We start from the raw sequence: 26,065 nt of genomic DNA, 5'->3' as shown, positions 1-26,065 counted from the left end.
CGAAAGGAATGCGACAAAATGGATAGAAAGGAATTAGCACTAAAAAAACATGCTGAGTGGAGAGGGAAATTACGTATTGAAATAAAAGCTCCAATTACAAATAAGGATGAACTGGCCATTGCATATACTCCTGGAGTTGCAGAGCCATGTTTGGAAATCGAAAAGGATGAAAGCCTTGCATATACCTATACAGGAAAGGGAAATACAGTTGCAGTAATTACAGATGGTACAGCAGTACTAGGATTAGGAGATATTGGTCCGGCAGCAGGAATGCCTGTAATGGAAGGAAAATGTGCACTTTTCAAAGCATTTGCAGGAATCGATGCCGTTCCTATCTGTGTGGATTCAAAGGACCCTAAAGAAATTATTGATACAGTATATAATATTTCAAAGAGCTTCGGAGGTATAAACCTTGAAGATATCAGTGCTCCGAGATGCTTTGAAATCGAAAGAACGTTGATAGAAAAATGTGATATTCCAGTATTTCATGATGACCAGCACGGAACCGCAATCATCACATCAGCAGGACTTCTTAACGCTGTCAAGTTTACTGGCAAGGAAATGGGCAAGCTGAAAATTGTAATCAGTGGTGCAGGGTCGGCAGGAGTCTCGATTGCTAAGATGATTCTTAGACTTGGTTTTGGAGAAGTTATTCTATGCGGAAGCAAGGGAACAATCTATGATGGAGCTCCTTATAACAACTCTGAGCAACAGAAAATGGCTCAGATTACTAATAAACAAAAATTAGTAGGAAGCCTGGCAGATGCGATGAAGGGTGCCGACGTCCTTATTGGAGTATCAAAGCCTGGCATTGTAAATCAGGATATGATTAAGTCAATGGCAAAGGATCCAATTGTATTCGTTATGTCAAATCCAATTCCTGAAATCATGCCTGATGAAGCAAAGGCAGCAGGTGCAGCTGTTGTAGGAACAGGTAGATCTGACTTCCCTAACCAGGTTAACAATGTACTTGCTTTTCCTGGAATCTTCAGAGGTGCTCTTGACGCAAGAGCAAAGAAGATTACTGAGGAAATGAAGGAAGCAGCAGCAAGAGCAATTGCCGCAGTAATTCCAGAGGAAGAATTGTCAGCAGATTATGTTCTTCCTGATCCATTCAATCCTAAGGTTGTAGAGAATGTTGCAAAAGCTGTTATGGAGGAATTACAGAAGATTATCCCATAGGCACCTTTTACAGGTTAAGCTGTCAGTGCGATATGAAATAAACAGGAGAAGAACTGGAACTTACTAATTATCCAAGAATTTCACAGAAAAAACTATTGACAGATTTTAAAAATAGGTATACAGTAAAGTGATATACGATATACTATATGGAGGTACTATATGTCAACTGTTGATTTGATGTTACTTGGAGCGTTAATGGAAAAGCCAATGAATGCGTATGAAATGAAAAAAAATATGGAAGCTCGCAATATAAAGGCATGGGTGAAAATCAGTTCTCCTTCTATTTATAAAAATCTTCTTACACTGAATAGAAAGGGATATCTTGACGATGAAGTTGTAAAAGAAGGGGAAATGCCTGAAAAAACAATCTATTCTATAAATGAAAAAGGTCGAAAGTATTTTCTAAGTATAATGGAAAAGTACTCTAAAGAACCAGAGAAGATTTATATCGATTTTGTTGCTTTTGTTGCAAATCTTTGCAATGTGGAGCCGGAAATGGGATTGGAGATGATACAAAACCTTAGGAGCAACCTTTCTAAAGAGAGAGAATACATTCAGTACAATATTGAAGCAAAGAAAGAATTTGTCCCCTTTTACGCATTCTCCATACTGGAATTGTACGATAAAATGTATTCGCTATTTTATGAATGGTCTGAGGAAATTGTCCATGAATTTGCTAAAAAGACCCACTCTGATATGTAGCCTGTTATAAAGAATTATGTTCTATGAAGAGCATAATTTTTTTTAACACAAGTAGTATAAAGTATATCAATATAAAGTAAACCTAATTGAATGGAGGAATTATCTTGAAAACAAAAAACTTAAGTAAAACCCAAATCACGTTGATTCTTGCAGGGCTAATGGCAAGCCTCTTGCTTTCGGCTTTGGACTCAACCATTGTGGGAACAGCGATGAAAAAAATAGTAAACAACTTACAGGGAATGGAATACTATGCGTGGCCATTTACAATTTATATGCTTTGTTCAACTGCCATTACCCCGGTTTCGGGCGGAATCGCTGATATCTTTGGACGAAAACCAGTATTTATAACCGGCATTTTGACATTTCTGACAGGCTCGGTATTATGTGGGATGTCCCAAAGTATGATGCAGCTCATCATTTTCCGTGGCATACAGGGAATCGGTGGGGGTATTCTTGTAACCAGCGTTTTTATAGTTGTAGCAGATTTGTTTCCACCTGAAAAAAGAGGAAAGTATATGGGAATTGTAACATCCATATACGGACTGGCGAGTATAATAGGCCCTCTCCTTGGGGGGTTAATCATCGATCATCTTAGCTGGCGTTGGATTTTCTACATAAATGTTCCCATTGGAATCTTGGCTTTAGCGGTTATAATCTTTGTAATGCCGAATTTTAAAACAGAGGGACAAAAGAAAACAGTTGATTATTCTGGAACAGTTACAATTATCCTTGCTCTGATTCCTATGCTGCTTGCCTTCAGCTGGGGCGGAAAAAATTACTCCTGGCTGTCAGTACAGATCATAGGTATGTTTATCTTCTCACTTGTTATGCTAGTAATTTTTGTCTATTTTGAATCGAAAGCTCAAAATCCAATTATACCAATGTCATTTTTTAGAAACAGAAGTATAAATGTGACGCTGATTGTAGCATTCCTTTCACAAGCAATCATGTATGCGGCGATTATGTATATTCCATATTATGCACAAGCAATCATGGGGACTACTGCAACCACTTCAGGCACAATCACAATGCCAATGATGCTTGGACTCTTAGTTGCTAGCTCATTAACAGGGATGTTAACATCAAAGACGGGAAAGAATAAAGTTTTTGTTTTTGTTGCTTTTATACTCATGATTAGTGGAACCGGATTACTTTCTACAATGAGTACCGATACCACATATTTTAATATCATTCTCTATATGATTATTTTGGGTCTGGGAATTGGCATTAATATGCCAATCGCCAACACCAATATTCAGAATTCCGTACCGCCGAGGCAAATCGGTGCTGCTACATCTACAGTCCAGTTTTTTCGTAATATAGGCGGTACCATTGGTTCGGCAATATTTGGCACAATAATGACAACTTCAATGAATACTGGATTTTTAAAGCTGAATTTAAGTAATATTCCGGATACTGTTCAGGACTCGCTTAAGAATCCTTTGATAATAACAAATTCTGAAGCTGTCAAGCAGATTATGCAGCAGATTCCGGCACAGTATTCAAGCTTTTTGAGAATAGCAGTGGAACAGGCAAAAAAAGTACTTTCGAATTCCATACACGAAATTTTCTTGTTTTGCATGTTTGCTGCAATTGGAGGCTTTGTCCTCACATTATTTTTCAAGGATGCGCCATTCCGTACAAAAGAGATTATTGCTAAAATTGATGAAAAAACCATTTGAGAAAGAGCGGTATAAACGCACTATACCTGTTTGTATTGTTTTCTATCACTGGTAATGGTAGAATGGGAACTAGCTTAAAAATTGGTGTTAGAGAAAGTATCGGGGGATAACAAATGAACATAGTAAAAATTAGAAATGAAAAAGAAACAGATTACGAAAGAGTAGAAGAGATCACAAGGAAATCTTTTTGGAACTTATATATTCCGGGGTGCAATGAACACTATTTAGTTCATGTTATGCGATTCCACAAGGACTTCCTGCCTGAGTTGGATCTGGTAATTGAAGTTGATGATCAGATCATTGGGAATGTAATGTACACAAAAGCAAAACTGATTGATGAGTCTGGTAAAGAAAAAGAAATCATTACCTTCGGTCCGGTTTGCATTATTCCGGAATACCAAAGAATGGGTTACGGGAAAATGCTTATTGAGCATTCTTTTAATCTAGCGGTTGCGCTTGGGTATGATGTAATTGTAATATTTGGAATCCCAAGTAATTATGTAAGCCTTGGCTTTAAGAGTTGTAAAAAATTCAATATCTGTCTTGATAATGGAACATTTCCAGCAGCAATGATGGTAAAAGAACTGAAGCTGGAAGTTTTGGACGGAAGGAAATGGATCTACCATGACAGCCCTGTGATGAAGATAGACGAACAAGAAGCTGAACGCTTTGATGAGGGTCTGGAAAAAATGGAGAAGAGATTTCAACCAAGTCAAGAAGAATTTTATATTCACAGCCATTCTATTATACAATGAGTTTCCTTTAGGAGGATAAGGGTAAGCTACAACTTCCAGTTTATCTATAGATTAAAAATTAAATGAATCTTGGATGCCCGGATTGGTTGATGGACAAAGTTCATAAGAAACTAATTGAATTATCGCTTTCTGAGGAAGAAAAATACAAATTGATCACAAGTGTTGTGGACTGAGAATAAATTTGGGGCAAAAAACGAGTGTAGAAAAGCCGTTTTTGCCCCTTTTTAATTGCAACATCTTCCATAATGTATTAAAATAACCTAGAAACCCTAACAGGGATATAGAGTATTCCTCCCGTTTTCAGTGGAGCTGAAAGGAGTTTAAACCCATGATTAACCTTGCAATCTGCGATGATGAATTGCAGGAGCTCGATCGAGCGAATAGCTTGCTCAAACAATACATTCATGAACATCCGCTACATCAAATAAACACTGATTTCTTCTCTTCACCTTTAGAGCTTCTTGCTTATGTGGAGGCCAATAATAGATTTGATGTGCTACTGATGGACGTTTATATGCCAGGGATTCTCGGTACAGATGCGGCAAGGGAACTGCGGGATATGGGGGACACCTGCCAGATTATCTTTCTAACCACTTCACGAGACCATGCGGTAGATGCTTTTTCGCTGAATGCTGCACATTATCTGCTAAAACCTTATTCTGAAAAAGATTTTTTTACAGCACTTGACAAGGTATTGGATAATCTCACAAAGAAAGAAGGAAATATTACAGTCAAATCAACAGAGGGTATCAGTCGCATTGAACTTAACAAGCTGGTATATTGTGAAACAGAGAACCATCTTCAGCGCTTATATTTGCAGGACGGCAGGACAATCTGTGTACGCAAATCCTCCACTGAGATCTTCGAACTGCTCCATGAAGACCCACGTTTTTATAAATGCGGCAGCACCTATATTTTTAACATGGACTATATCACTGAAATTTCATCTCAAAATGTTGTCTTTTCTACAGGTGCTAAAATTATGATGCTTAGCCGAAAATATACGGAATTTAAAAAGCTGTACATGGATTACAGCTGCAATCGCTGAGGGAGAGGTTTTATATGGATATGATTATATATACGATAGTATTCCTGAGGTTTGTACAGACGGCTGCTTATATCAGCTTGTTTTTCTTCTTTCTGATAAAGCTGAAAGAGCCGAAAAGGAAACGAATAACCATTACAGCAGTGATTTATTTTGTGGTTGCCGTTATATTTTGTGCCATTTGGATCTTTTATGGACAAAAAATAGCTGAAATATTGATTATTCCTATGGAAATCGGGTTGTGCTTGATATTGATTTTTATCTGCTCTGCGGACAAGTGGTCGGTGTCTTTTTTTGTCATGTTCACTCAGTTTAATACGCTCGTCTGCATCAGCTACATTTCAGATATATGTAGCACCGAAAGCGCTGGGCTTGTGTATCAGATTCAATATATAATATACCGCACAGTGCTGTTCGGAGCGCTTCTGTTTTTCAATTATATATATCTCCGTCCACGCTTTCGCAAGCTTGTAGAAATATTGGGAAACGAGTGGCGTCTCATTGCCCTAGTAGCTTTCTCTTTTTATGTTCTAGAGTCCACTATTATTTACTACCCGCAAATGTACTGGTATGAAGCGGACAACCGCTGGTATTTGGTTGCAAGCTCCTATCTTGTGCTTTTAGGCGCCTATTGGCTGATATTTCGGTCGTTCAGTGATATCATGGAAAAATATGAGATTCAGGAGAGGGAAAGTATCCTGGCACAGCAAAACAAGATGTGGGAAGAACATATCGAGGAACAGAAAAATGCAGTCAACGCGGCTCGTCGTGACCGCCATGATCTTCGCCATCATTACGATACGCTTATAGCAATGATTCAAGGAGGGAAAACACAGGAAGCTTTATCCTATTTGAACGCACAAACACAGAGAACGGAAACTGCGGTTTTTGCCGGCATTTGCGAACACATGGCGGCAAATGTTAATTTGTCAAGATGGGTGGACCGAGCAAGGGAGAACGGTATCAAAACTGAAATAGACGCGAGAATTCCCGCAAATCTTCCAATGGACGAGGTAGCACTGGTTGGTATCCTTGCCAACGCCTTTGAAAATGCAGTGGAAGGCTGCCTGCGTTGTTCTGACGGAACGGAGCGATATATCACTGTAAAGATTGCTTATTCCGTTTATAACGGAGCCGGAAAGCTTCACATTGTAGTCCAAAACTCTTGCGCGGATAATATTATTTTTGAAAGTGGTTTACCAATATCCCAAAAGTGCGGAGGGGGGACTGGAACAAAGAGCATTACCTATACTGCCGAGAGATATAGTGGTATGGTGGAGTTTACTGCTGAAAATGGTGTTTTTAAGACACGTGTTCTTCTCCATTTATAATGCAAGCTAAAAAATCCGATAAAATACGACATTTACGCCAAATATGATGCAATTACGCCACGGACGGTTTTCGTCCGTGGTTTTTTGTATAATAAAGGAAAGTGCAGAGTGTCGGAAGGCACATTTTTATAATGTAATCTAAAAGTATATCTATAGGGGAGTGATTTTGAAGATGAGAAAACCCACTGACAGAACTGGGGAGATAAAGGCAAAGGACAGTAAACTTGAAATATGGCAAAACGACTTCTGTGATGCCTTTGAACAGGACGAAAGACGATTATTCTCATGTCGAGAGTGCTGGTATTGTAAATATGGGGATTTTGGCATTCATACCGAGCATCCCACGAAAAACGGCGTGTGCAAATATGAGGAGGAAAAAGTATGAAAAAAACAAAAGCAAAGAAAATTTTATCTTTATCTTTAATTTTAATTGTTACCATGGTAATAGGGCTATTGCCTCAAATGGCAATGCCTGTGTTCGCTACAAGCGAAACACCATACTCATCAGGAGTTCCGGCAGGCACAAGCTCGGCTCCTGTTACCTATACCATCAGTAACGAAGCACAGCTCAGTGCTTTAGCAACGAAGGTGAACAGTGGAACTACATATCAATACACAACCTTTGTGCTTCAGGATGATATTGCTCTTAATGCTGCGTGGACACCGATTGGAGCAATAAGTTGCCCATTTAAGGGCACGTTTGACGGCAACAACAAAAAAATTTCACAAGTTAAAATAGGCTCATCGACTACTGCTGAGAGCATTCTACAGTATGTAGGCTTGTTTGGCTATGTTGACAGTGGGACAATTAAAAATCTTGGGGTTAATATAGCTATTAATTCAAATTGTAGTAATGGCTATGTTGGCTCATTGGTTGCTAGCAATTATAATGCTACAATCACAAACTGCTATGCTACCGGTACTGTCACGGGCGGATCTTCTGCTAATGTGGGTGGCTTGGTTGGATATAGTCAAAGTGCCAAAATCACAAACTGCCATTCTACAGGTATTATTAACGGTGGAAGTAGTGCTCATGTCGGTGGATTGGTTGGAGGGAATTATGGCGATACAATTACAAACTGCTATGCCACAGGCGCTGTTGGTGGCGGAAATACTTCCAATGTCGGTGGCTTGCTTGGGTGGGGACAAAACACCCCAATCACAAACTGCTATGCCACAGGAGATGTCTTTGGCGGATCTTCTGCTAATGTGGGTGGCTTGCTTGGATTGGGACAAAGCATGACGATCACAAAAGCATACTGGAATAGTAATGCAGAGCAGAACGTGTGGGGAGCTAGAACTGATGCAGCCAAATTAGGCGTTGGAAGTGGTGCTGACAGCGCAACAAAAATGACATCCACCGACATGAAGGACGCAGCCTTTGTTACAACGTTAAACAATAATTGTTCAGGTCTTTCAGGAACCAGCACTTGGGTACCTACTTCTGGAGGCTATCCAACATTTTTTGTTCCTACAACAACAATCGCAAAGCCAATTACAATTGGCACAACTGCCCCTGTTACCGCGGTAGTCATTGCAGACGGTACGAATACAGTGCCAACAGGTGCAACAGCTCCAGTAATTACTTGGTCTGATGACGGTACAGCCTATGCCACTGCAAGTGGCAATTTTTCAGCCGGCACAGAATACAAAACAAAATATGTGTATACTGCCAGCACAGGGTATGAGTTTGATAGCACAATTGCGGCAAGCAATATAACTGTCATAAATGGGGGGGCAGTGGCTGTCGTGCTTTCTGACGCTAATAAAACACTTACAATAACAGTAACTTGGCCGATAACAGCAAGTAATGCTTGCGATATTACGGGGTTTAGCTTTGCAAGCCCTACTGCAACAGGGACAATAACAGGAACAAATATCGATGTTATCGTTCCATATGGCACCACTGTTACAAACCTTATTCCCACTATTGCTGTTTCAGCAAAATCAACCATTTCACCGATAAGCGGTACAGGAAAAAACTTTACAGACCCTGTTATTTATACAGTAACAGCCGAAGACGGAACAAAAAAAGAGTATACAGTAACAGTAACAGTAGCGGCCGATCCTGACATTGCAACGGTTAACAATGCCAAAAGTGCGGCGGAAAGTGCACCCTATGCAGAGATGAATCAAGCAGCGGCAACGAGTGAAGACGCAATCAAAGACGCACTGAAATCAACCGCAACTACAGAGATAAACAATAATGGTGTAACTGTTACAATTAACAAAGAAAGCTACGCTGGACCAGTTGCCGGAACGAGCGCAGATCCTGCTGGCACAAATGGTAGCTATGAGTTTACCGTAACCGTAAGCAAGGGCAGTCAAACACAAATAACAGAAAAAAAGACAATTACAATTAAGGCAACCGCCTTTACAGGTGTAAGTGATGTGAATGCGGTTGCTGCAGCTAAAACTGCCATCAAAGACGACACGGTAACTGTAGCATTTGGTGCAGACCAAACAGCAAAAACAGCGGCTGTGCAAAGTTATGTGAACGGCTTGCTGACAGGGGATGCTACAGGCGTAACCGCTGCTGTTACTTTTAACAGCGGAACGGGTAAATATGATGTTGCGATTTCAAAAGGAAGCGTTAAGGACTCAACAACCATTACAATGACAATCACAGAAGACGCCGATCCTGACATTGCAACGGTTAACAATGCCAAAAATGCGGCGGAAGGTGCACCCTATGCAGAGATGAACCAAGCAGCGGCAACGAGTGAAGACGCAATCAAAGACGCACTTAAATCAACCGCAACTACAGAGATAAACGATAATGGTGTAACCGTTACAATCAACAAAGAAAGCTACGCTGGACCAGTTGCCGGAACGAGCGCAAATCCTGCTGGGACAAATGGTAGCTATGAGTTCACCGTAACTGTAAGCAAGGGCAGTCAAACACAAATAACAGAAAAAAAGACAATTACAATTAAGGCAACCGCCTTTACAGGTGTAAGTGATGTGAATGCGGTTGCTGCAGCTAAAACTGCCATCAAAGACGACACGGTAACTGTAGCATTTGGTGCAGACCAAACAGCAAAAACAGCGGCTGTGCAAAGTTATGTGAACGGCTTGCTGACAGGGGATGCTGCCGGAGTAACCGCTACTGTTAGTTTTAACAGCGGAACTGGTAAATATGATGTTGTCATTTCAAAAGGAAGCGTTGAGGACGCAACCACCATTACAATGACAATCACAGAAGAAGCCGATCCTGACATTGAAACAGTTATCAATGCTAAAAATGAGGCAGAGAGCGCAAGTTATGCAGACATGACCCAATCAGTAGCTACAGATGAAACGGTTGTTGAAGCTGCTCTCAAAGGTACGGCAGAAAGTGCAGTGAATAACAATACCGTTAACGTAACAGTAACCAAAGAAAGCTACACGGCGCCTGTTGCCGGAACGAGCGCAAATCCTGCCGGAACAAATGGGAGCTACGTATTCAAAATAACGGTTTCAAGGGGAGTGCAAACATTATTTACCTCCCAAAAGACGATTACTATTGCGGCAACACCTTATGCGGAAATACCAACGTATAAAATTATAGGAATCGTGCAGGATGGAAATAGAAGCAACGTTCAGGATGCAACAGTTAAACTTATGCATGGACAAAACCAGGTAGGGCTATCGGTTCAAACCGATGCAGATGGTAAATTTACCATTGAGAACGTAGTAAACGGCACCTATAATCTGGTCGTGAGTAAAAATGGAATTACCGTTACTATTCTTATTGTAGTGAATAATACAAATAACACGCTTGAAGGGGCCATCATACTTCCAAGCAGAAAGACCAATAGCGTTGTTGAAGTAAAACCTTCCACACCGTCGATTGTTGTAGGTGGGCTTGATAAACAATTTCAGGCAACAGCCACAGAACCCGATAAGGGGGTAACTTCAACGGATAATGATGTGGTAACAAACGGTGGCTCTGTTGAAATTAAGCTTATTGCCGAGAAAAAGGATAACACGGCAACAAACGCAAGTGACATTTCAGCTACGGCAACATCAAACGGTAAGACCGTAGGAATCTTTGTTGATTTATCTGTGCTTAAGTCGGTAAAGGACGGTAGTGGAGTCGAAATTTCTTCCCAGTCTACTGTTCTTACCGAACTTCCAAGTTTGATTGACGTATTTATTCCACTTCCTATGGCACTTCAAGGTAAATCAAACTATGTCGTGTATCGTTATCACGGCAGCGCTGATAGCATCACCACAGAGGAAAATACGGACGGGGAAAAGATAGAGCTTGTTGATAACAACACAACCATCAAGCTAACAGTCAAGAAATTTTCCACTTATGGAATTGCATATACAACACCAAGTAATCCATCAACTCATCATTCCAGTGGAAGCGGTACGAGTAGTAGTGTAGTATCACCAATAATCAACACAGAAACAAGTAAAGGTGGCAAAATCACCATTAGCAATGACAAAAAGACTGCTACCATTACCCCTAATGACGGATATGTGATAGCGGATGTAATAGTTGATGGAAAAAGCATAGGAGGAACTGAAAAATACATCTTTACAGACAGCAAAGACCACAAAATCAGCGTTGCTTTTGTAAAGAAAAGTGAACTTCCTTACTACATTAAAAATGGTGAAAAGGTATACATTGGGTTCGCGGCCATTGCAGGAAATCTGTACAAATATATTGTGCCTACTAGTGAAACAGTAGAGTTTGGGGAAAATCAAAAGAATTTTACGGACAATACGATAGCATGGGCAAAAGCAAGTATTGACTTTGTGACGAAGCGTGAAATCTTCCTTGGGGCGAGTCAAGACACGTTCAGCCCAAATGAAAGCATGACAAGAGCGATGTTTGTAACAGCAATCGGCAGACTATATGAACGTTCTTATGGAAGCCTTTCTGAAAATGGAAGTGTTTCAGCAATAAGCAGTTTTTCTGATGTCAATGCAGATGCCTACTATGCGAAGTATGTTGCGTGGGCAAATGAAAAAGGACTTATCAAGGGCGTGGGAGAAAACACATTTGCTCCAAATGCTAAGGTCACTCGTGAGCAAATGGCAGTGATTATGCTGAACTTTGCAACTCTCTTGAAAAAGGCAGATACTTTAGACGGTTCACTAGGATATACCGATAATACAAGCATTTCATCTTGGGCAATGGATGGCGCTAAATACTGCCAAGGAACAAAAGTGATCACAGGCCGAGAAGGAGGCAGCTTTATGCCGCAGGGAAACGCTACAAGAGCCGAAGTAGCAGCGGTTATCACTAGATTTATTGAAAACATTGTGAAATAGTACAGCGCCAAGAATGGCGATTTGATGTTAGATATTATGAGGACAGCTGTAACCTTTTAAATAAAGGCGGCTGTCCTTATCAATGTGACATTAATCTATTTTATTTTCTAATTAGATATTGGACAATCCATAAAGGTAAATTATGACAGAACTGCCCTGATATGTTATACTAATTAAAATGATTTTACGTAATAAAGGAGTCTTTATGTCAAGTTATAAAAATTATATAAATGAGATGAAACAGCAGGATAGAGTAAAGGAACTGATGGAACTTGCTGAAAGAAACGATTGTCAGGCACAATATGAATTGGCTCTCTGCTATTATAGCGGAGATGGTATAACGCAGGATTATGGTCAGGCTGCTTATTGGCTCACCCTTGCCGCTCAGCAAGGAAATGCTACAGCGCAGAGTAGGCTTGGACTTCTCTATTTGGATGGGGAAGGACTTGAGCAAAGTGATGCTATGGCATATGCTTGGTTTTCTCGTAGCGCCCAGCAGAAAGACCCTGTGAGTCAGTGTCTGCTGGGTGAATGCTATGAGTTTGGTCGGGGTACTGAACAAGATTTACATAAAGCACTGGAGCTATACAGCTTATCTGCAGAGCAGGGACATAGTCCCGCTCAGTGCAATTTAGGATACTTATATTACTACGGTATTGGTGTGGAAGAAGACAATGAGAAGGCATATCGTTGGTTTTCAGAAGCAGCAGAGCAGGGGAATATTCGTGGAATGTTCTTTCTAGGCTTATGCTGTGAAAGCGGGTATGGAACGGAAAAGGATTTACAGCGAGCTGTTGTGTACTATCAGCACGCAGCAGAACAACGATATGCGGCAGCACAGTGCAGATTAGGATTTTTGTATTATCATGGCATTGGTGTAGAGCAAAATGACACAAAGGCATTTAAGTGGTTTTTTCAAGCCGCAGAACAGAAGGATGTGCAGGCACAGTTCCAGTTAGCGCAATGCTATGAATATGGTCAAGGCGTAGAGCAAAACCATGAAAAGGCGGTTTATTTTTATCAGCTTGCTGCGAATAAAGGTCACTTACAAGCATTAACTTCACTCGGCTACTTATTTGAAGTTGGAAAGTGTGTGAAACGGAACCAAGAACGAGCTATGAAACTTTACCAGCAAGCTGCAGAGCAGGGTTATGCTCCTGCACAGTGTAATCTGGGGTTCTTTTATTATCATGGCATCGCCACGGAGGAAGATAATACAGAGGCCGTACGCTGGTTCTCAGCATCGGCTAAGCAAAAGTATCCAAGTGCCCAGTGCTATCTAGGGGAATGCTATCACCTAGGTTATGGTGTGAATCAGGATATGGAACAGGCGTTGCACTGGTATGCTCTTGCGGCTGAACAGGGTGAGCCACGTGCTTGTGCTCGTCTGGCCCATGCCTATATAGAGGGAAATCATATACCACAGGACTATGACAAAGCATTAAAACTTTGCGAGAAATCGGTAGAAGGTGATAGCATTGAGGCGTTTGTTAGTATGGGGCGGATCTACCGATTTGGCTGGGGTGTCCCACGTGATATAGAGCGGGCGGTATCTTTGTTTCAACAAGCCGTTGAGGCGAAGATTCCCACTGCGTTCTACCACTTGGCAGACTGTTTTGAAAAGGGAGATGGTGTAGAGCAAGAATTGGAACAAGCGGCGGAGTTATACGGACAATCTGCACAGAGGGGATATGAGGACGCGGAAAAAGCACTGACTCGCCTAGCAGAGGAGGGATGTGCTGCAGCACAGTTACATCTGGGGCTAACTTTTCTTCGTAAGCCTAAACAAGATGAAGAAGAAGAGAATGAGAACAACAAAATTGGGGTACTATGGCTAGAAAAAGCAGTGGAACAGGAAGAGGTACAAGCACAATTTCATCTTGGAAAATGTTATGAATATGGTTATGGCGTAGACATTGACTATGTAAAGAGTGCGCAGCTTTACCAGCTTGCGGCGGAGCAAGGCCATGCACTTTCACAGGTGGATTTGGGGCTGTACTATCAACTTGGCAGGGGCGTAGAAAAAGATTTTGAAAAAGCGTTCTGGTGGTATTCACAGGCAATGGAACAGGGACTTGCGCTAGGACAGTATAATGTAGCAATATGTTACAAAGAAGGCATCGGTGTGGAACCGGATTATAAAAAGACTGTTGAAATGCTTCAAACTTTGGTTGAACAGGGGCATGCTAATGCGCAAAATGTTCTTGGAAGCTGTTATGAAGATGGGCTGGGTGTGGAGCAGAACTATATTGAAGCTGTTCACTGGTACAGTGTAGCCGCTTTACAGGGTAAGGCATCGGCACAGCATAATCTTGCACTCTTCTATGAAAATGGTAAAGGCGTGAAACAGGATTATGAAAAAGCGGTAGAACTGTACCGTCTTGCTGCAGAGCAAGGTTTAGCAGATGCGCAATGCAATCTTGGTCTTTGCTATGACAGAGGCACTGGCGTGGAACAAGATTACGATGAAGCTATAAAGTGGTATAATCTTGCAGTGGAACAAGGTTTACCGGAAGCACAGCATAACCTAGCACGCTGCTATGCGAGAGGCTATGGAGTAGAACAGGATTATACTGAAGCAGTGCGATTATATCGACTTGCGGCTGAACAAGGCCATAACGAAGCCCTTACTAATCTTGCACTTTGCTATCTAAGGGGCAATGGTGTGGAGCAGGATTACGATGAAATGGTACGACTGTATCGCATTGCTGTAGACCAAGGCCATGCGACAGCGCAATATAATCTTGGCATTTGCTATAGAGATGGAACTGGTGTGGAACAGGATTATGCTGAGATGATACGGTTATACCGACTTGCTGTTGATCAAGGATATCAGTTTGCTATATACAGTCTGGCATATTCTTACCAGTTTGGAAAAGGGGTGGAACAAGACCATGTGAAAGCTGCCGAGCTATATGATCAGGCAGTAGCAGCAGGTAACGGAAGCGCCATGGTAAACTTAGGACGGTTATACAGGATGAGTGAGAAGATACCTCGTGATTTGGGCAAGGCTGTATCACTATTTCGGCAGGCGGTGGACTTGGGAATCGACATGGCATTTGGCAATTTAGCGGATTGCTATGCGACCGGAGAAGGTGTGGAACAGGACTATGCAGAAGCGATGAGGTTATTTCTTCTTGGAGCGGAGCAAAACGACGAAAGTGCCATGTATAACATCGGGAAACTATATGAAAATGGTTTAGGAGTAAAGCAGGATTTAACCCAAGCAATAGCCTTTTATGAACAGGCCGCACAGCATGACTACGAAAAAGCAATAGAGGCACTTCAACGGCTGAAAGGCTAAAATAATTTTTATATTTGTTACATTTTCCTATGCTTATTTATATTTATAGTAGAAGTACAAAATTAAACCTATGAAAATATTCATTGGGAAGGTGATTTTAACTGAAATCCATAGATGTATAAATATAATATTATCACAGACAATATATATCATATGAATATTTTAATGGTAAGAGGTTTGAAAAATTAATGGGCTCTAATGATACAATAGAATTGTAGGTATTACGACCTTATAAAAGTGCTTATAATTTTTTGCATAACCATATTAAAAACAGTTAAAAATAATAAAAAATTTGTATTGGAGGAAATGATGAAAGAACTTTTTGACTTTTTGAATAAGAATAAATTTGGTAATCTGGCAACTTGTGAGGGGAATAAACCGGATACCCGTCCGTTTGAAGTCGCACATGTTTCAAACGAAGGGCTTTTGTTTTATGTATCTGCAGGTACAGAATTAAGTAAACAGTTAAAGATAAACCCCAATGTTTGCTTTTGTGCAACAGATGAAAAATATGACTATATAAAAGTTATGGGGGAAATATCTTTCAGCGATAGACAAGAAGATAAGGATAAGGTACTTTCCAACAGTCAGTTTGCCAAAAAAGTGTATGAATCATGCGGCACGGATAAAATGGAAGTGTTTTATTTACCACATGGGGAGTATATGTTACATCATCATATGGATGATAACGTTAAGATAGAAAGATTCTAATGTTTTACGTTTCATCTAAGCACTCTGATTAAAAACGGTCTTATCGAGCAATATAGAACAAAATTTCCATAAGGAATTTTATGATAAGATTATGACCCAAATTAATGGAGAAGATTTGAATGCTATTCATATTTTTCTAGATAAATGGTTAAAAACCTTAAAAGAATACTCTGAAATGTAATAATACCGAAGTTTTGTTTATCAACTTCGGTATTATACTAGAATTAATATTCTAAACTAGCTATACTAACACTTTTGCAGTCTCCGAATAGAATATAAGTGATTATATTGAAGGAGGTTTGCAAATTGAAAGAACTTAATCCGCATAAAGTATTTGTGCAATATCGGGATATAATGAAACCATATGAGCCTGTTATGGGTAGAAAATATACTATTACCCATTCGGATACAACCGCGGAGTTATTTGTGTTTGTGGCCGAAAATTATGCAGAAGATCAAATTACAATAATGCGTGACGAGGTAAGAGTTGCATGGGAGGAAAATAAAAAAGGGCTTGCTTTAATTGGATCAGTGATTGTGGATGGTAAAGGTGTAATAGGAAATGCTTATATTAGAAATAAAATTTTTTATAACGAAATGCCTACAGCACTTCAAGCCTTACGCCAAGCTGACAGATTTTTATTTGACAAAGAGGCTAATCTTGATAACACAACGGTATTTATTCACTTTATCTCAAGTAATCCTGCATATGACAAGACATATGATTTTGGAGCTATTGGCATCTATAAGTAAATTAGTGCTTGCTATATATCGAATCCTTATTTGCAGTTTACTGAGGCTTATTTTATGTAATATCTTAATTGATGTATAGACGATATTATGCTATACTATGAAAATATATAATAAAACTCAACGGCGGTGGACATGAGATGGAAAAAACTAAAGAACGTGTATTAAAAGGACTTTTATATGTTCTTGTGACAATAGCATTGTCTATGGTATTGCTTTTTCCTGTGCTTTTATTCCTTCTGCCGATTGTTTTTGTATTAAATCTATTTTTTCAATTTCTTATTTCCCAATATCCTGTCGGGTATCTTTTCCAAGTTCGCTCTGTATGTAAAATAGAATAAATACTCCTTTGTATTTTTTAAATTAAACAGCAAAGGAGTATATAAAAATTGAAAAAACAATTAAAATTGCAAAAATGGCATATTTCTCAATACGCTAATTTTTTGCTACGAGTTAACCATTTTGATTGGGCAAAATTAACCAATATGGAATTAAAATCACAGTTACAATTTTGTGACCAAAACAATTATTCGAAAATTTACAGTTTGTTAAAAGAGATTATTTTACGCTGTACGGGGCTAATTCTTTTTGATACTCAAATTGCGGCTGCATATTCTATGCAACAAGGCAATATTGCTGAGTTGCCTACTGGCGAAGGTAAAACTTTGGCAGCAGTATTGACAGCGGCTTGTTTTGCCTTGCAAAAAAAGCGTGTCCACATTCTGACATTCAATGATTATCTTTCAAAGCGTGATTACAAGCAAACCGAAAATATTTTTCGGTTCTGCAATTTAACAAGTGGTTTTATAACAGAAGAATCAAGTCTAGAAGAACGGAGAAGGGCATATTCCTGCAATGTTGTTTATATATCTGCAAAGCAAGCTGGATTTGATTATTTGAAGAATTTTTTGTGCAATGAAAAAAGTAAATTCATCTCTATTCCATTCGATGTAGCCATTGTAGATGAAGCGGATTCTATTTTTATAGATGAGGCGAGAATACCATTAGTAGTAGCTGGAAGTGCAACAATTGCTTGTGTTGAAGCCTTAAAGGCTGATTATGCAATTCAAAAACTATATCCGAAGGATATCGTATATAACAATGTAGAAAATGAATTTTGGCTCACTGATTCTGGTATTGCTAACATTGAGAAAACTCTCGATTTAAATAATCTTTATGATGAAGAAAATGTTAATATAGTAGCATTTATTAGTGCTGCAATTGAGGCAAGATATCTTGTGAGTAAAGATAAGGATTACTTAGTAAAAGACAATGAAATATTCGTAATTGACCAAATAACAGGTAGAATTGCAGTTGACCGTAAATTCCCTGCTATTTTACATCAGGCAGTTGAAATAAAAGAAAAATTGACTAGTTATAGTCAAACAATCATTTATAACTCTATGCCTCTTCAATTCTTTCTTCTAAAATATAAATTGTTGTGTGGCATGACAGGAACTGTAGAGTCTTCAAAAAAAGAAATCAAATACATGTACGGACTTGATGTTGATGTCATTTCTCCGCATCTTCCATCTATTCGAAAGGATTACGCTGATTATATCTGTGATACGGAAGAAGAAAAGGAAAATGCAATTATACTTCAAATCAAATGTGCTAATGATAAGGGTCAACCTATTCTTTTAGGTACACAAAGTGTTCTGGAATCAGAACGATATTCCAAGCTACTTTCTGCAAATTTTCTTCCACATAATGTGTTAAATGCTAGAAATAATGAAATGGAAGCAGAAATCATAGCTGATGCTGGAAAGCCTTATAAAATAACGATTTCAACCAATATGGCAGGCAGAGGCGTGGATATTAAACTTGGTGGTCGTAATGAGGAAGAAAAGAAATTTGTTAAGGATGCTGGAGGTCTGTTTGTAATCGGTTGTGGTATCAATGAAAGTCTTCGTATTGATAGACAATTGAAAGGCCGTTCAGGAAGACAGGGAGATCCGGGTGAAAGCAAATTTTTTGTCAGTAAGGAAGATCCTTTGCTTTCTAAATATTTTGTTGAGGATAAGTTTGAGTCCAACAAACTCCCTAAACTTATTCGTCAAGCACAAAAACTAGAAGATGGCAAAGCTGCCGAAGCACGTTATATGCTTGAAAAATATGCTTATATTTTAGAAGTTCAAAGACAGAGAATTACTGCATATAGGGATGAAATTCTTTTGGATAATCGGACTGCTGATTTTCTAAAGCTCTATAATCCTGAACTTTTCAAATATTATGTGCAGACTGTTGGCATAGGTGGTATTAACCGTGCAGAAAAACAATTAACACTATATTTTATCAATCAACATTGGGCAGACTATCTTTGCACCATGGAAAACATTAGAAGTGGAATTCACTTATCCATTATTGGTGGCTTAAATCCAATTGACGAATACCACAAATCCGCGGTTTCAGCTTTCTCTGATATGGAAGACGATATTAAAAATGATGTCCTTTCTTATATGAAATCATGCACTATAACGGCATTTGGAATTGATATGGAGGAAGCAGGTCTCGTAGGCGCAACAAGCACCTGCACTTATATCATTGATGAAAGCAAAACTCAGTTTGTTAGATTACCACATTTACTTACCAATCTTTCAAATGGAATGAATGGTACGCTGTTTTCGCTTAGTAAGTTGTTTTGGCTTGCAATTAAAATATTAAAAATAAATAAATTTATTTAGATATCAAAGATGATGATGTTTTATTCATTTCGCTAAACGTTTTTGAAGCTAAATCAGGGCGAAAATCAAGCTGAAAAATGCTCGATTTTTGTCCTGATTTTTTAGACGTTATTATGTTGGATGTAGATGAAGAAAATTGGCGCAGAGTATTGTGGAGGGATATGGAACGCTTGTTCTGCATCCATTTTTATGGTATTATAAAAACAATATCAAATTTGTAGTAAATAGTTAAATAGAATCACAGGTGATGACTGAAAGTGAATTTGGGACAAAATCGTTAAGAAAAAGACGGTTTTGCCCCTTTGAAATAGACGTAAATAAACTTGTTTGCATCTTGAGTAAACAGAAAGGAATGTTAAATCCATGAAATATTATATGATTGATAATAATGATTCATTTGTATATAATTTGGCTGCATATTTTGAAAAGTTAGGTCAAGAAATAATTGTTGAGAATGTAGATTCTGCAGATATAGCAAAAATCAATGATAAAAAATATAGTGGACTTATTATTTCACCTGGACCAGGCACACCAAAACAGGCGATTTTTTCTCAGAAATTGATAGAAGTGTATACAGGAAAAATTCCTATATTGGGAGTATGTCTGGGGCATCAGGTTATTGGGCATTGCTTTGGAGCAGATGTTTGTAAAGGGAACAGACCGATGCACGGAAAAATATCGATTATACAGAATCGAGGGCAACGGTTATTCTTGAATCTTCCCAATTCATTTAATGTTACCAGATATCATTCCTTAATTATTGATTCTAAAACACTGACACCAGAGTTTATCATAGATGCAGAAACTGAAGATGGGGTTATAATGGCAATTTCTCACCGAAAATATCCTATATATGGTTTACAATTTCATCCAGAAGCATTATTGACAGAGTACGGATATGAAATAATTGAAAATTTTATTGATATATGTAAAGCTTGGGAGGATAGAAATGACAAACATCAAGAAAATTGAACAATATATACCTATTTCGGAGATATTTGAACTATTTTATAAGGAACTTGACACTGTTATTTTGGAATCTTCTTTGGTAAACTCATTAGGTAAATATTCTATTATAGCCAGGAAACCATATTTAAAGATAGAAAAGAAAAATGATTGCACACTAGTAAATGGAGTAAAACAAGAGGTTTATTTTGAAACGTATGTAAAAAATTATTTCTTAGAAAATTTTCAAAAAAATGAAACGAATCTTCCGCTAGTCGCAGGTGCAATTGGTTATTTTTCATATGATTATAAAAGAAATAAAGAGGATGACATACCAGAAAGTATCTTGATATTTTATGATCAATTTATTATTGAAGAACATTCCAGCAAATCAATATATGTAGTAGCAAATGGGAAAACGCAAAAGCCAGAGATTGCAATTAGAGAAATCGAATCTTTGTTAAGTCGTCAGGAGAGAAAACAATGTCAATCAACAAGACTAAAGGTTTGCTATGATTTTGAGAGAGAAGAATATCTAAAAACCATTGAAAAGATGATAAACTATATCATAGAAGGGGATATTTATATTGCCAATATGACGCAGCGTTTATTTTTAGAAAGTGATCTGGAGCCGTATGATTTATATTCGATTTTACGAGTAGACAACCCATCACCGTTTGCTGCTTATATGAATTATGAATCCTTTCAAGTAGTTTGTGCATCACCGGAAAGATTTATGAGAGTGAAGGATCATACGATTATTACAAGACCGATTAAAGGGACGAGAAAAAGAGGCAGCACGGAAGAGGAAGACCTCATCATGAAGAAGGAGCTTGAAAATTCGGAAAAGGATAAAAGTGAGTTATTAATGATCGTTGACCTTGAACGAAATGACTTAAATAAAATTTGTGAACCAGGTTCCGTTAAGGTTGATAATTTGTTTTCCATAGAATCTTATGCAACGGTACATCATCTCGTAGCAGAAGTGAGCGGTATGTTAAAAAAAGAGACCGACATCATTGATATTATAAATGCTACCTTTCCAGGAGGATCCATTACGGGAGCTCCTAAACTAAGAGCAATGGAGATTATTGAAGAGCTTGAACACACCAATAGAGGTTTATATACAGGAACAATCGGATATTTTTCCTTAAATGGTGATTGTGATATTAATATAGTGATCCGTACGGCTATATATAAAGATGGTCAGTACAGTCTAGGGGTTGGTGGAGGAATCACATATGAGTCCGATATTGCAATGGAATACGAAGAAACTCTACAGAAGGCAAAAGCGTTCTTAGATGCACTTCGTTAATAGATTAGAAGAAGCAATAAAAACAGTAGGAAGGAGAGCAATGTTTTGATAGAAATTGATGCAGGTTATTATTATGGAATAGGAGCATTTGAAACGATTGCGGTTAAAAATGGTGCAGCTTTATTGTTAAATGAGCACCTACAGAGAATAAATCATACGTTAGAGTATTTAAAGATTCCTCAAATGATAACAGCTGGAACTGTGATGAAGTTTTTAAATAAAGAGAATCCTATAAATGGTGTTTTAAAAATCATGGTTTCTGAAAAAAATGTGAAGTTTTCTACTAGAGAAAACTCGTATACCAAGCAAATGTATGATAAAGGTTTTTCGTTATGCATGTGTCCGTTTCTAAGGAATGAAACCTCACCTTTAACGTATCATAAAACATTGAATTATGCGGAAAATATCATAGCAAAACAAACGGCCCAACATAACAATATGAGTGAAGCCTTATTTCTTAACACAAAGGGTGAGGTAAGTGAATGCAGTAGTTCGAACATTTTTTTTGTAAAAGGGAAAAAATTATATACACCGTTAAAAGAGTGCGGGATTTTATCCGGTATATTTAGAAATCTCATTTGTACAAATGAGAAAGTAGAAGAGACAAAAATAAGAATAACCGATTTGCATGAGTTTGAAGAGTGTTTTATTACAAATTCTATTGTTGGGATTATGAAAGTAGTTTCAATAGAAAAGTACTTATTTCGCTCAGATGAATTAACTATTGATTTGCAAGATAAATATAAAAGTTTTTTTTAATATATACTTACAAATCAATAGTACTCGTGCAAAATCTAGAGGAACCAGTGGGTATATTTTAAGGGAAGAGTGAAATGTTTAAAATAGGTGCATTTTCTAAAATCACGCAGATATCTGTAAGAATGTTACGGTATTATGATGAACAACAATTATTAGAACCATGTTTGATTGACGATTCAAACGGGTATAGGTTATATTCTGCAAAACAGATTGATCAGCTAAATAGAATCATACTATTAAGAAATATGGGTTTCGGTGTAAAGGAAATAAAAACATTGTTAGAAACCTGGAATTCTGATAGTATAAAAAATAATCTTTTAGAGCAAATGAAAAAGACGGAAGAAAACATTCAATCAGAGAAGATAAAGCTTCAGCAGATGCAGGGGTTGCTTTATGATTTGGATAACCAGGGGAAAAAATTGAATATTGAGATTATCATGAAGTCATTACCTATGCAGCATGTCATTTCAATAAGAAGGATTGTACCAGATTACTATTGTGAGTCTTTGCTATGGGAGGAGTTTGGAGTAGTTCTTAAAAATATCAAAAACGTAGATAAACTACAGAGCTTCTCAATCTATCATGACTTTGATTATCGAGAAAAGGATGTTGATATTGAAATTTGTGTCGTAGTAGATCATTCGGATATACCTATGGAGAATAAGGACGTTATTTATCGGCAGATTAAGAAAGTAGATATGGCAGCTTGTTTTATGATTTATGGACCATATGATAATATTAGTCTTGCTTATAAAGAATTTGCATACTGGTTGGAGCAGCATAATGAATATCAAATGCAAGGACAAAATAGACAAGTATGTCATGTTTCAATGTGTCATACAAAAAATCCAGAGGAATACATAACAGAATTACAAATACCATTGTTATATCATTCAAATTAAAGAGCAGAAATGCTCTTTTTTTATTGACTCTCACACCATGTGATGGTGGTGGATCAATTGCCAATAGGAAAGACGTCGAAATCTATCGTTGCAACGTATATTGGAACCATGGATTTTATTCGAAGTGAGTTTGCAAATGTTCCGTTATCTGTTCAAAATGGATGGGATGAAAGATATTTTAGTTTTAATAGTCAGTTTGGACAGTGCGATACCTGTATGGGAGAAGGAAAAACCAAGGTAAAATATACAGAAGGAACACTAGTTCAATGCCCGGATTGCAAGGGAAAAAGGTATAAAAAGGATATTCTTTCTGTTTTGTATAGAGACAAAAGTATTGATGAAATTCTTAATCTGTCAGTTAATGAAGCAATTCAATTTTGGGATGAATCAGTAGAAGCAATTCAGGGATTAAAATCTTTGCAGAAGGTTGGACTCGGATATTTGAAACTTGGTCAGGGAACATCTACACTTTCAGGTGGGGAGGCCGCACGATTAAAACTTGCAAAGGATTTAATTTGAAAAAAAAGTGGCAATACTTTATATCTGTTGGATGAACCAACAACTGGACTACATTTCTCTGATATCGAAAATTTACTGAAATTATTAGATGAGTTAATTATTAGCGGAAATACAGTGGTTGCTATTGAACATAATAAGCAATTTGTGGAATATTGTGATTGGAAAATTGAACTTGGACCAGGTGCAGGAAAAGATGGAGGAAATGTGATTAGTCAGTCTGGTGATATAGTAGTAGGAATTACTGTATAGTTGCTACTACTATATAAGTGCAGTACTGATTATTACAATAATCGCAATCCCAAGCAAAGAAGGAGACTGTTGTAGCTAAAGATGTTGTTGGTGAGAATGTCCATATAGGGCTAACAGGGCATGATAAATTATTATAATGCTTAAACACTTGAAATATTATCGTTTCATCAAAATCCGTAGAAACCACATTACTTGTAAAGTCAATTCTAATGCATGGATTACTTAAGCCAGAAGTATTTAAAGTAATGGTGCTAACGATAAAAGAAGTGCCTGCTACATTACCTCCAGGAATTGTAGTTAAACTAGGATAACCACTTTTTATAATCATCTGATAGTGGTTTTTGTCTTCTTCACATGTATCACAATCACTATCAGAATAACCTTTTAACATAAAATTCATAAACACAATCCTTCTTTTAAACTAAAATTTACTAAATATTCAACATCCGAGGAAATTGTAATAGCATAAGTTATCATTAGTATATGAAGGCACAGCACTAATATCTACATAATTAACTGTTTTAATATGATTAATGTTAATGGAGCGTGCTAGAATATTATATATTGAGTTGTGCATTTATTTGTACTGGTAGGAGATGTAATTTTGTCAATAATCTAAGTTAAGACCGTTGTTATTAATGTATTTGATATTATCAATTGTGAAAATTTCCACTGTGCATATAGTATTACATTTTGATGTACAACTCCAAAGGCTGTTCCTGGATCATAGTGTGTCCCGGTTCCATCAGCTTTTGTGTTCCATCCTCTAAAGGCGTAACCTACTTTTTTAAGAGACCCGGTATTATAAGATACTGGTATAGTTGTGTCGCTGTCAGAAGGGGCTATACCACTTGTGTTTCCGTTGCCATCATAAGTTACACTATAAAAAGGCTCTGCTTTATAGAGGTTAGTAGTCTTATCAGGTTGCCAAATAGGAGTATCAAATCCTGTTTTTTCATAAAGATAATAGACTGTGAAATCAATAGATACATTATTAAACACATCGGAACCCATAGTAGGTGCATTCCCATAATACTTGGCAGAAAGTAGGTTGATGCAGCCATAAAAAGCAATGCCACCAATGTTGATCACACTGTTTGGAATAGTCACACTAGTTAGGTTGGTGCATGAATAAAACGCAGCCCAATTAATGCTGGATACACTATTCGGAACATTGAATGAGCCTGTTTTTCCAGCAGGATAACATATCAAAGTTGTTTGTAATTTGTTATATAGCACACCATCCAAAGAAGAGTAATTTGAATTTCCATTATTAACATCAATTGAAGTTAAGTTAGTGCATAAAAAAAATACAGAGTCGCCAATGTGGGTAACACTGTCCGGTATAGTCACATTAGTTAAGCTAGTGCATAAATAAAACGCATATTCACCAATGCTGGTCACACTGTCCGGTATAGTCACATTAGTTAAGCTGGCGCATGAAAAAAATGCATAGATTCCGATACTAATCACATTGTCCGGTATAGTCACACTAGTTAGCCTGAGGCAATCCAAAAACACATAGTCACTAAGGTGGGTGACACCATTAGGTATATTCACGCTAGTTAAGTTAATGCATCCATTAAACGCAGATATTCCAATGCTGGTCACACTGTCCGGTATAGCCACACTACTTAGACTGATGCAGTCTGCAAACATATAATTACTAATGACGGTCACGTTGTCTGGTATATTCACGCTATTTAGGTTGATGCATGACTGAAACGCACCTTCACCAATACTGGTCACACTGTCCGGTATAGTCACACTAATTAGGCTGTAGCTTCTAAAAAACACATACATTTCAATGCCGGTCACACTGCATCCACCTAGGGTTGCTGGAATTGTAATCTTACCTCCGGAACCTGTATAAGCGATAATTGTAGCATGATTGTCTACAATTGTGTAAATATAATCATCGGATATAGGCATTTTAATAAACCTCCTAGACTAAAAAAATTA

Annotated in this window: 21 protein-coding genes; 19 read left to right on the top strand and 2 right to left on the bottom strand. The window is 37.9% G+C overall.

What is annotated here, in order from left to right; translation table 11 throughout:
• The first annotated feature begins 18 nt into the window (after positions 1 to 18).
• From RTW14_RS09580 to RTW14_RS09490, 19 genes are all read left to right on the top strand, one after another.
• Entirely contained in the window at positions 19 to 1,182 is a 1,164-nt protein-coding gene (locus RTW14_RS09580; protein WP_312650104.1) for an NAD(P)-dependent malic enzyme, read from the top strand.
• 159 nt (positions 1,183 to 1,341) lie between these two features.
• Positions 1,342 to 1,884 (top strand): PadR family transcriptional regulator, encoded by a 543-nt coding sequence (locus RTW14_RS09575; RefSeq protein WP_312650101.1) that lies wholly within the window; start codon positions 1,342 to 1,344, stop codon positions 1,882 to 1,884.
• Between the two features lie 104 nt (positions 1,885 to 1,988).
• Positions 1,989 to 3,566 carry an MDR family MFS transporter gene (locus RTW14_RS09570; protein WP_312650099.1) on the top strand — a complete coding sequence of 526 codons (1,578 nt, stop codon included), beginning with the start codon at positions 1,989 to 1,991 and terminating at the stop codon, positions 3,564 to 3,566.
• Between the two features lie 113 nt (positions 3,567 to 3,679).
• Positions 3,680 to 4,321 carry a GNAT family N-acetyltransferase gene (locus tag RTW14_RS09565; RefSeq protein ID WP_331654429.1) on the top strand — a complete coding sequence of 214 codons (642 nt, stop codon included), beginning with the start codon at positions 3,680 to 3,682 and terminating at the stop codon, positions 4,319 to 4,321.
• Positions 4,322 to 4,649: 328 nt separating this feature from the next.
• On the top strand, positions 4,650 to 5,369 hold the full coding sequence (locus RTW14_RS09560; protein WP_312650095.1) for a LytR/AlgR family response regulator transcription factor: 720 nt from the start codon (positions 4,650 to 4,652) through the stop codon (positions 5,367 to 5,369).
• Between the two features lie 14 nt (positions 5,370 to 5,383).
• Positions 5,384 to 6,697: an ATP-binding protein gene (locus RTW14_RS09555; RefSeq protein WP_312650092.1), complete on the top strand. Its 1,314-nt coding sequence runs from the start codon at positions 5,384 to 5,386 to the stop codon at positions 6,695 to 6,697.
• A gap of 172 nt (positions 6,698 to 6,869) precedes the next feature.
• Complete coding sequence (locus RTW14_RS09550; RefSeq protein ID WP_312650089.1) at positions 6,870 to 7,082, top strand: hypothetical protein; 213 nt, start codon at positions 6,870 to 6,872, stop codon at positions 7,080 to 7,082.
• A complete protein-coding gene (locus RTW14_RS09545) occupies positions 7,079 to 11,965 on the top strand; it encodes an S-layer homology domain-containing protein (RefSeq protein ID WP_312650084.1) in 4,887 nt (1,628 codons plus the stop codon). Before RTW14_RS09550 ends, RTW14_RS09545 begins: the two co-directional genes overlap by 4 nt.
• Before the next feature lie 205 nt (positions 11,966 to 12,170).
• Positions 12,171 to 15,269, top strand: a complete 3,099-nt coding sequence (locus RTW14_RS09540) for a tetratricopeptide repeat protein (protein ID WP_312650082.1) — start codon at positions 12,171 to 12,173, stop codon at positions 15,267 to 15,269.
• Positions 15,270 to 15,578: 309 nt separating this feature from the next.
• Positions 15,579 to 15,980 (top strand): pyridoxamine 5'-phosphate oxidase family protein, encoded by a 402-nt coding sequence (locus RTW14_RS09535; RefSeq protein ID WP_312650079.1) that lies wholly within the window; start codon positions 15,579 to 15,581, stop codon positions 15,978 to 15,980.
• Between the two features lie 306 nt (positions 15,981 to 16,286).
• Positions 16,287 to 16,733 (top strand): staygreen family protein, encoded by a 447-nt coding sequence (locus RTW14_RS09530; protein ID WP_312650077.1) that lies wholly within the window; start codon positions 16,287 to 16,289, stop codon positions 16,731 to 16,733.
• A gap of 137 nt (positions 16,734 to 16,870) precedes the next feature.
• Positions 16,871 to 17,071: a hypothetical protein gene (locus RTW14_RS09525; protein ID WP_312650075.1), complete on the top strand. Its 201-nt coding sequence runs from the start codon at positions 16,871 to 16,873 to the stop codon at positions 17,069 to 17,071.
• A 48-nt stretch (positions 17,072 to 17,119) separates the two neighbouring features.
• Entirely contained in the window at positions 17,120 to 19,414 is a 2,295-nt protein-coding gene (locus RTW14_RS09520; protein WP_312650071.1) for a preprotein translocase subunit SecA, read from the top strand.
• Between the two features lie 363 nt (positions 19,415 to 19,777).
• Positions 19,778 to 20,386, top strand: coding sequence for an anthranilate synthase component II (locus RTW14_RS09515; protein ID WP_312650068.1), 609 nt, complete (start codon positions 19,778 to 19,780; stop codon positions 20,384 to 20,386).
• The gene (pabB, locus tag RTW14_RS09510; protein ID WP_312650065.1) at positions 20,364 to 21,674 is read left to right on the top strand and encodes an aminodeoxychorismate synthase component I; all 1,311 of its coding nucleotides are present in this window, start codon (positions 20,364 to 20,366) and stop codon (positions 21,672 to 21,674) included. Before RTW14_RS09515 ends, pabB begins: the two co-directional genes overlap by 23 nt.
• 45 nt (positions 21,675 to 21,719) lie before the next feature.
• Entirely contained in the window at positions 21,720 to 22,433 is a 714-nt protein-coding gene (locus RTW14_RS09505) for an aminotransferase class IV (protein WP_312650062.1), read from the top strand.
• Positions 22,434 to 22,507: 74 nt separating this feature from the next.
• Positions 22,508 to 23,335, top strand: a complete 828-nt coding sequence (locus RTW14_RS09500) for a MerR family transcriptional regulator (RefSeq protein ID WP_312650059.1) — start codon at positions 22,508 to 22,510, stop codon at positions 23,333 to 23,335.
• Positions 23,336 to 23,392: 57 nt separating this feature from the next.
• A complete protein-coding gene (locus RTW14_RS09495; protein WP_312650056.1) occupies positions 23,393 to 23,854 on the top strand; it encodes a hypothetical protein in 462 nt (153 codons plus the stop codon).
• Between the two features lie 27 nt (positions 23,855 to 23,881).
• Positions 23,882 to 24,103: a hypothetical protein gene (locus RTW14_RS09490; RefSeq protein ID WP_312650053.1), complete on the top strand. Its 222-nt coding sequence runs from the start codon at positions 23,882 to 23,884 to the stop codon at positions 24,101 to 24,103.
• On the opposite strand, the gene RTW14_RS09485 is transcribed toward RTW14_RS09490, so the two are convergent.
• Together RTW14_RS09485 and RTW14_RS09480 are read right to left on the bottom strand one after the other, a co-directional pair.
• A complete protein-coding gene (locus RTW14_RS09485; RefSeq protein WP_312650051.1) occupies positions 24,093 to 24,503 on the bottom strand; it encodes a DUF4489 domain-containing protein in 411 nt (136 codons plus the stop codon). The two genes, RTW14_RS09490 and RTW14_RS09485, sit on opposite strands and share 11 nt — an antisense overlap.
• A gap of 215 nt (positions 24,504 to 24,718) precedes the next feature.
• Positions 24,719 to 26,035, bottom strand: coding sequence for a leucine-rich repeat protein (locus RTW14_RS09480; protein ID WP_312650048.1), 1,317 nt, complete (start codon positions 26,033 to 26,035; stop codon positions 24,719 to 24,721).
• Between the last annotated feature and the right edge of the window lie 30 nt (positions 26,036 to 26,065).

The organism is Aminipila sp., assembly GCF_032051575.1.
Classification (GTDB): domain Bacteria; phylum Bacillota; class Clostridia; order Peptostreptococcales; family Anaerovoracaceae; genus Aminipila.
This window is presented reverse-complemented; position numbering and strand designations above follow the sequence as displayed.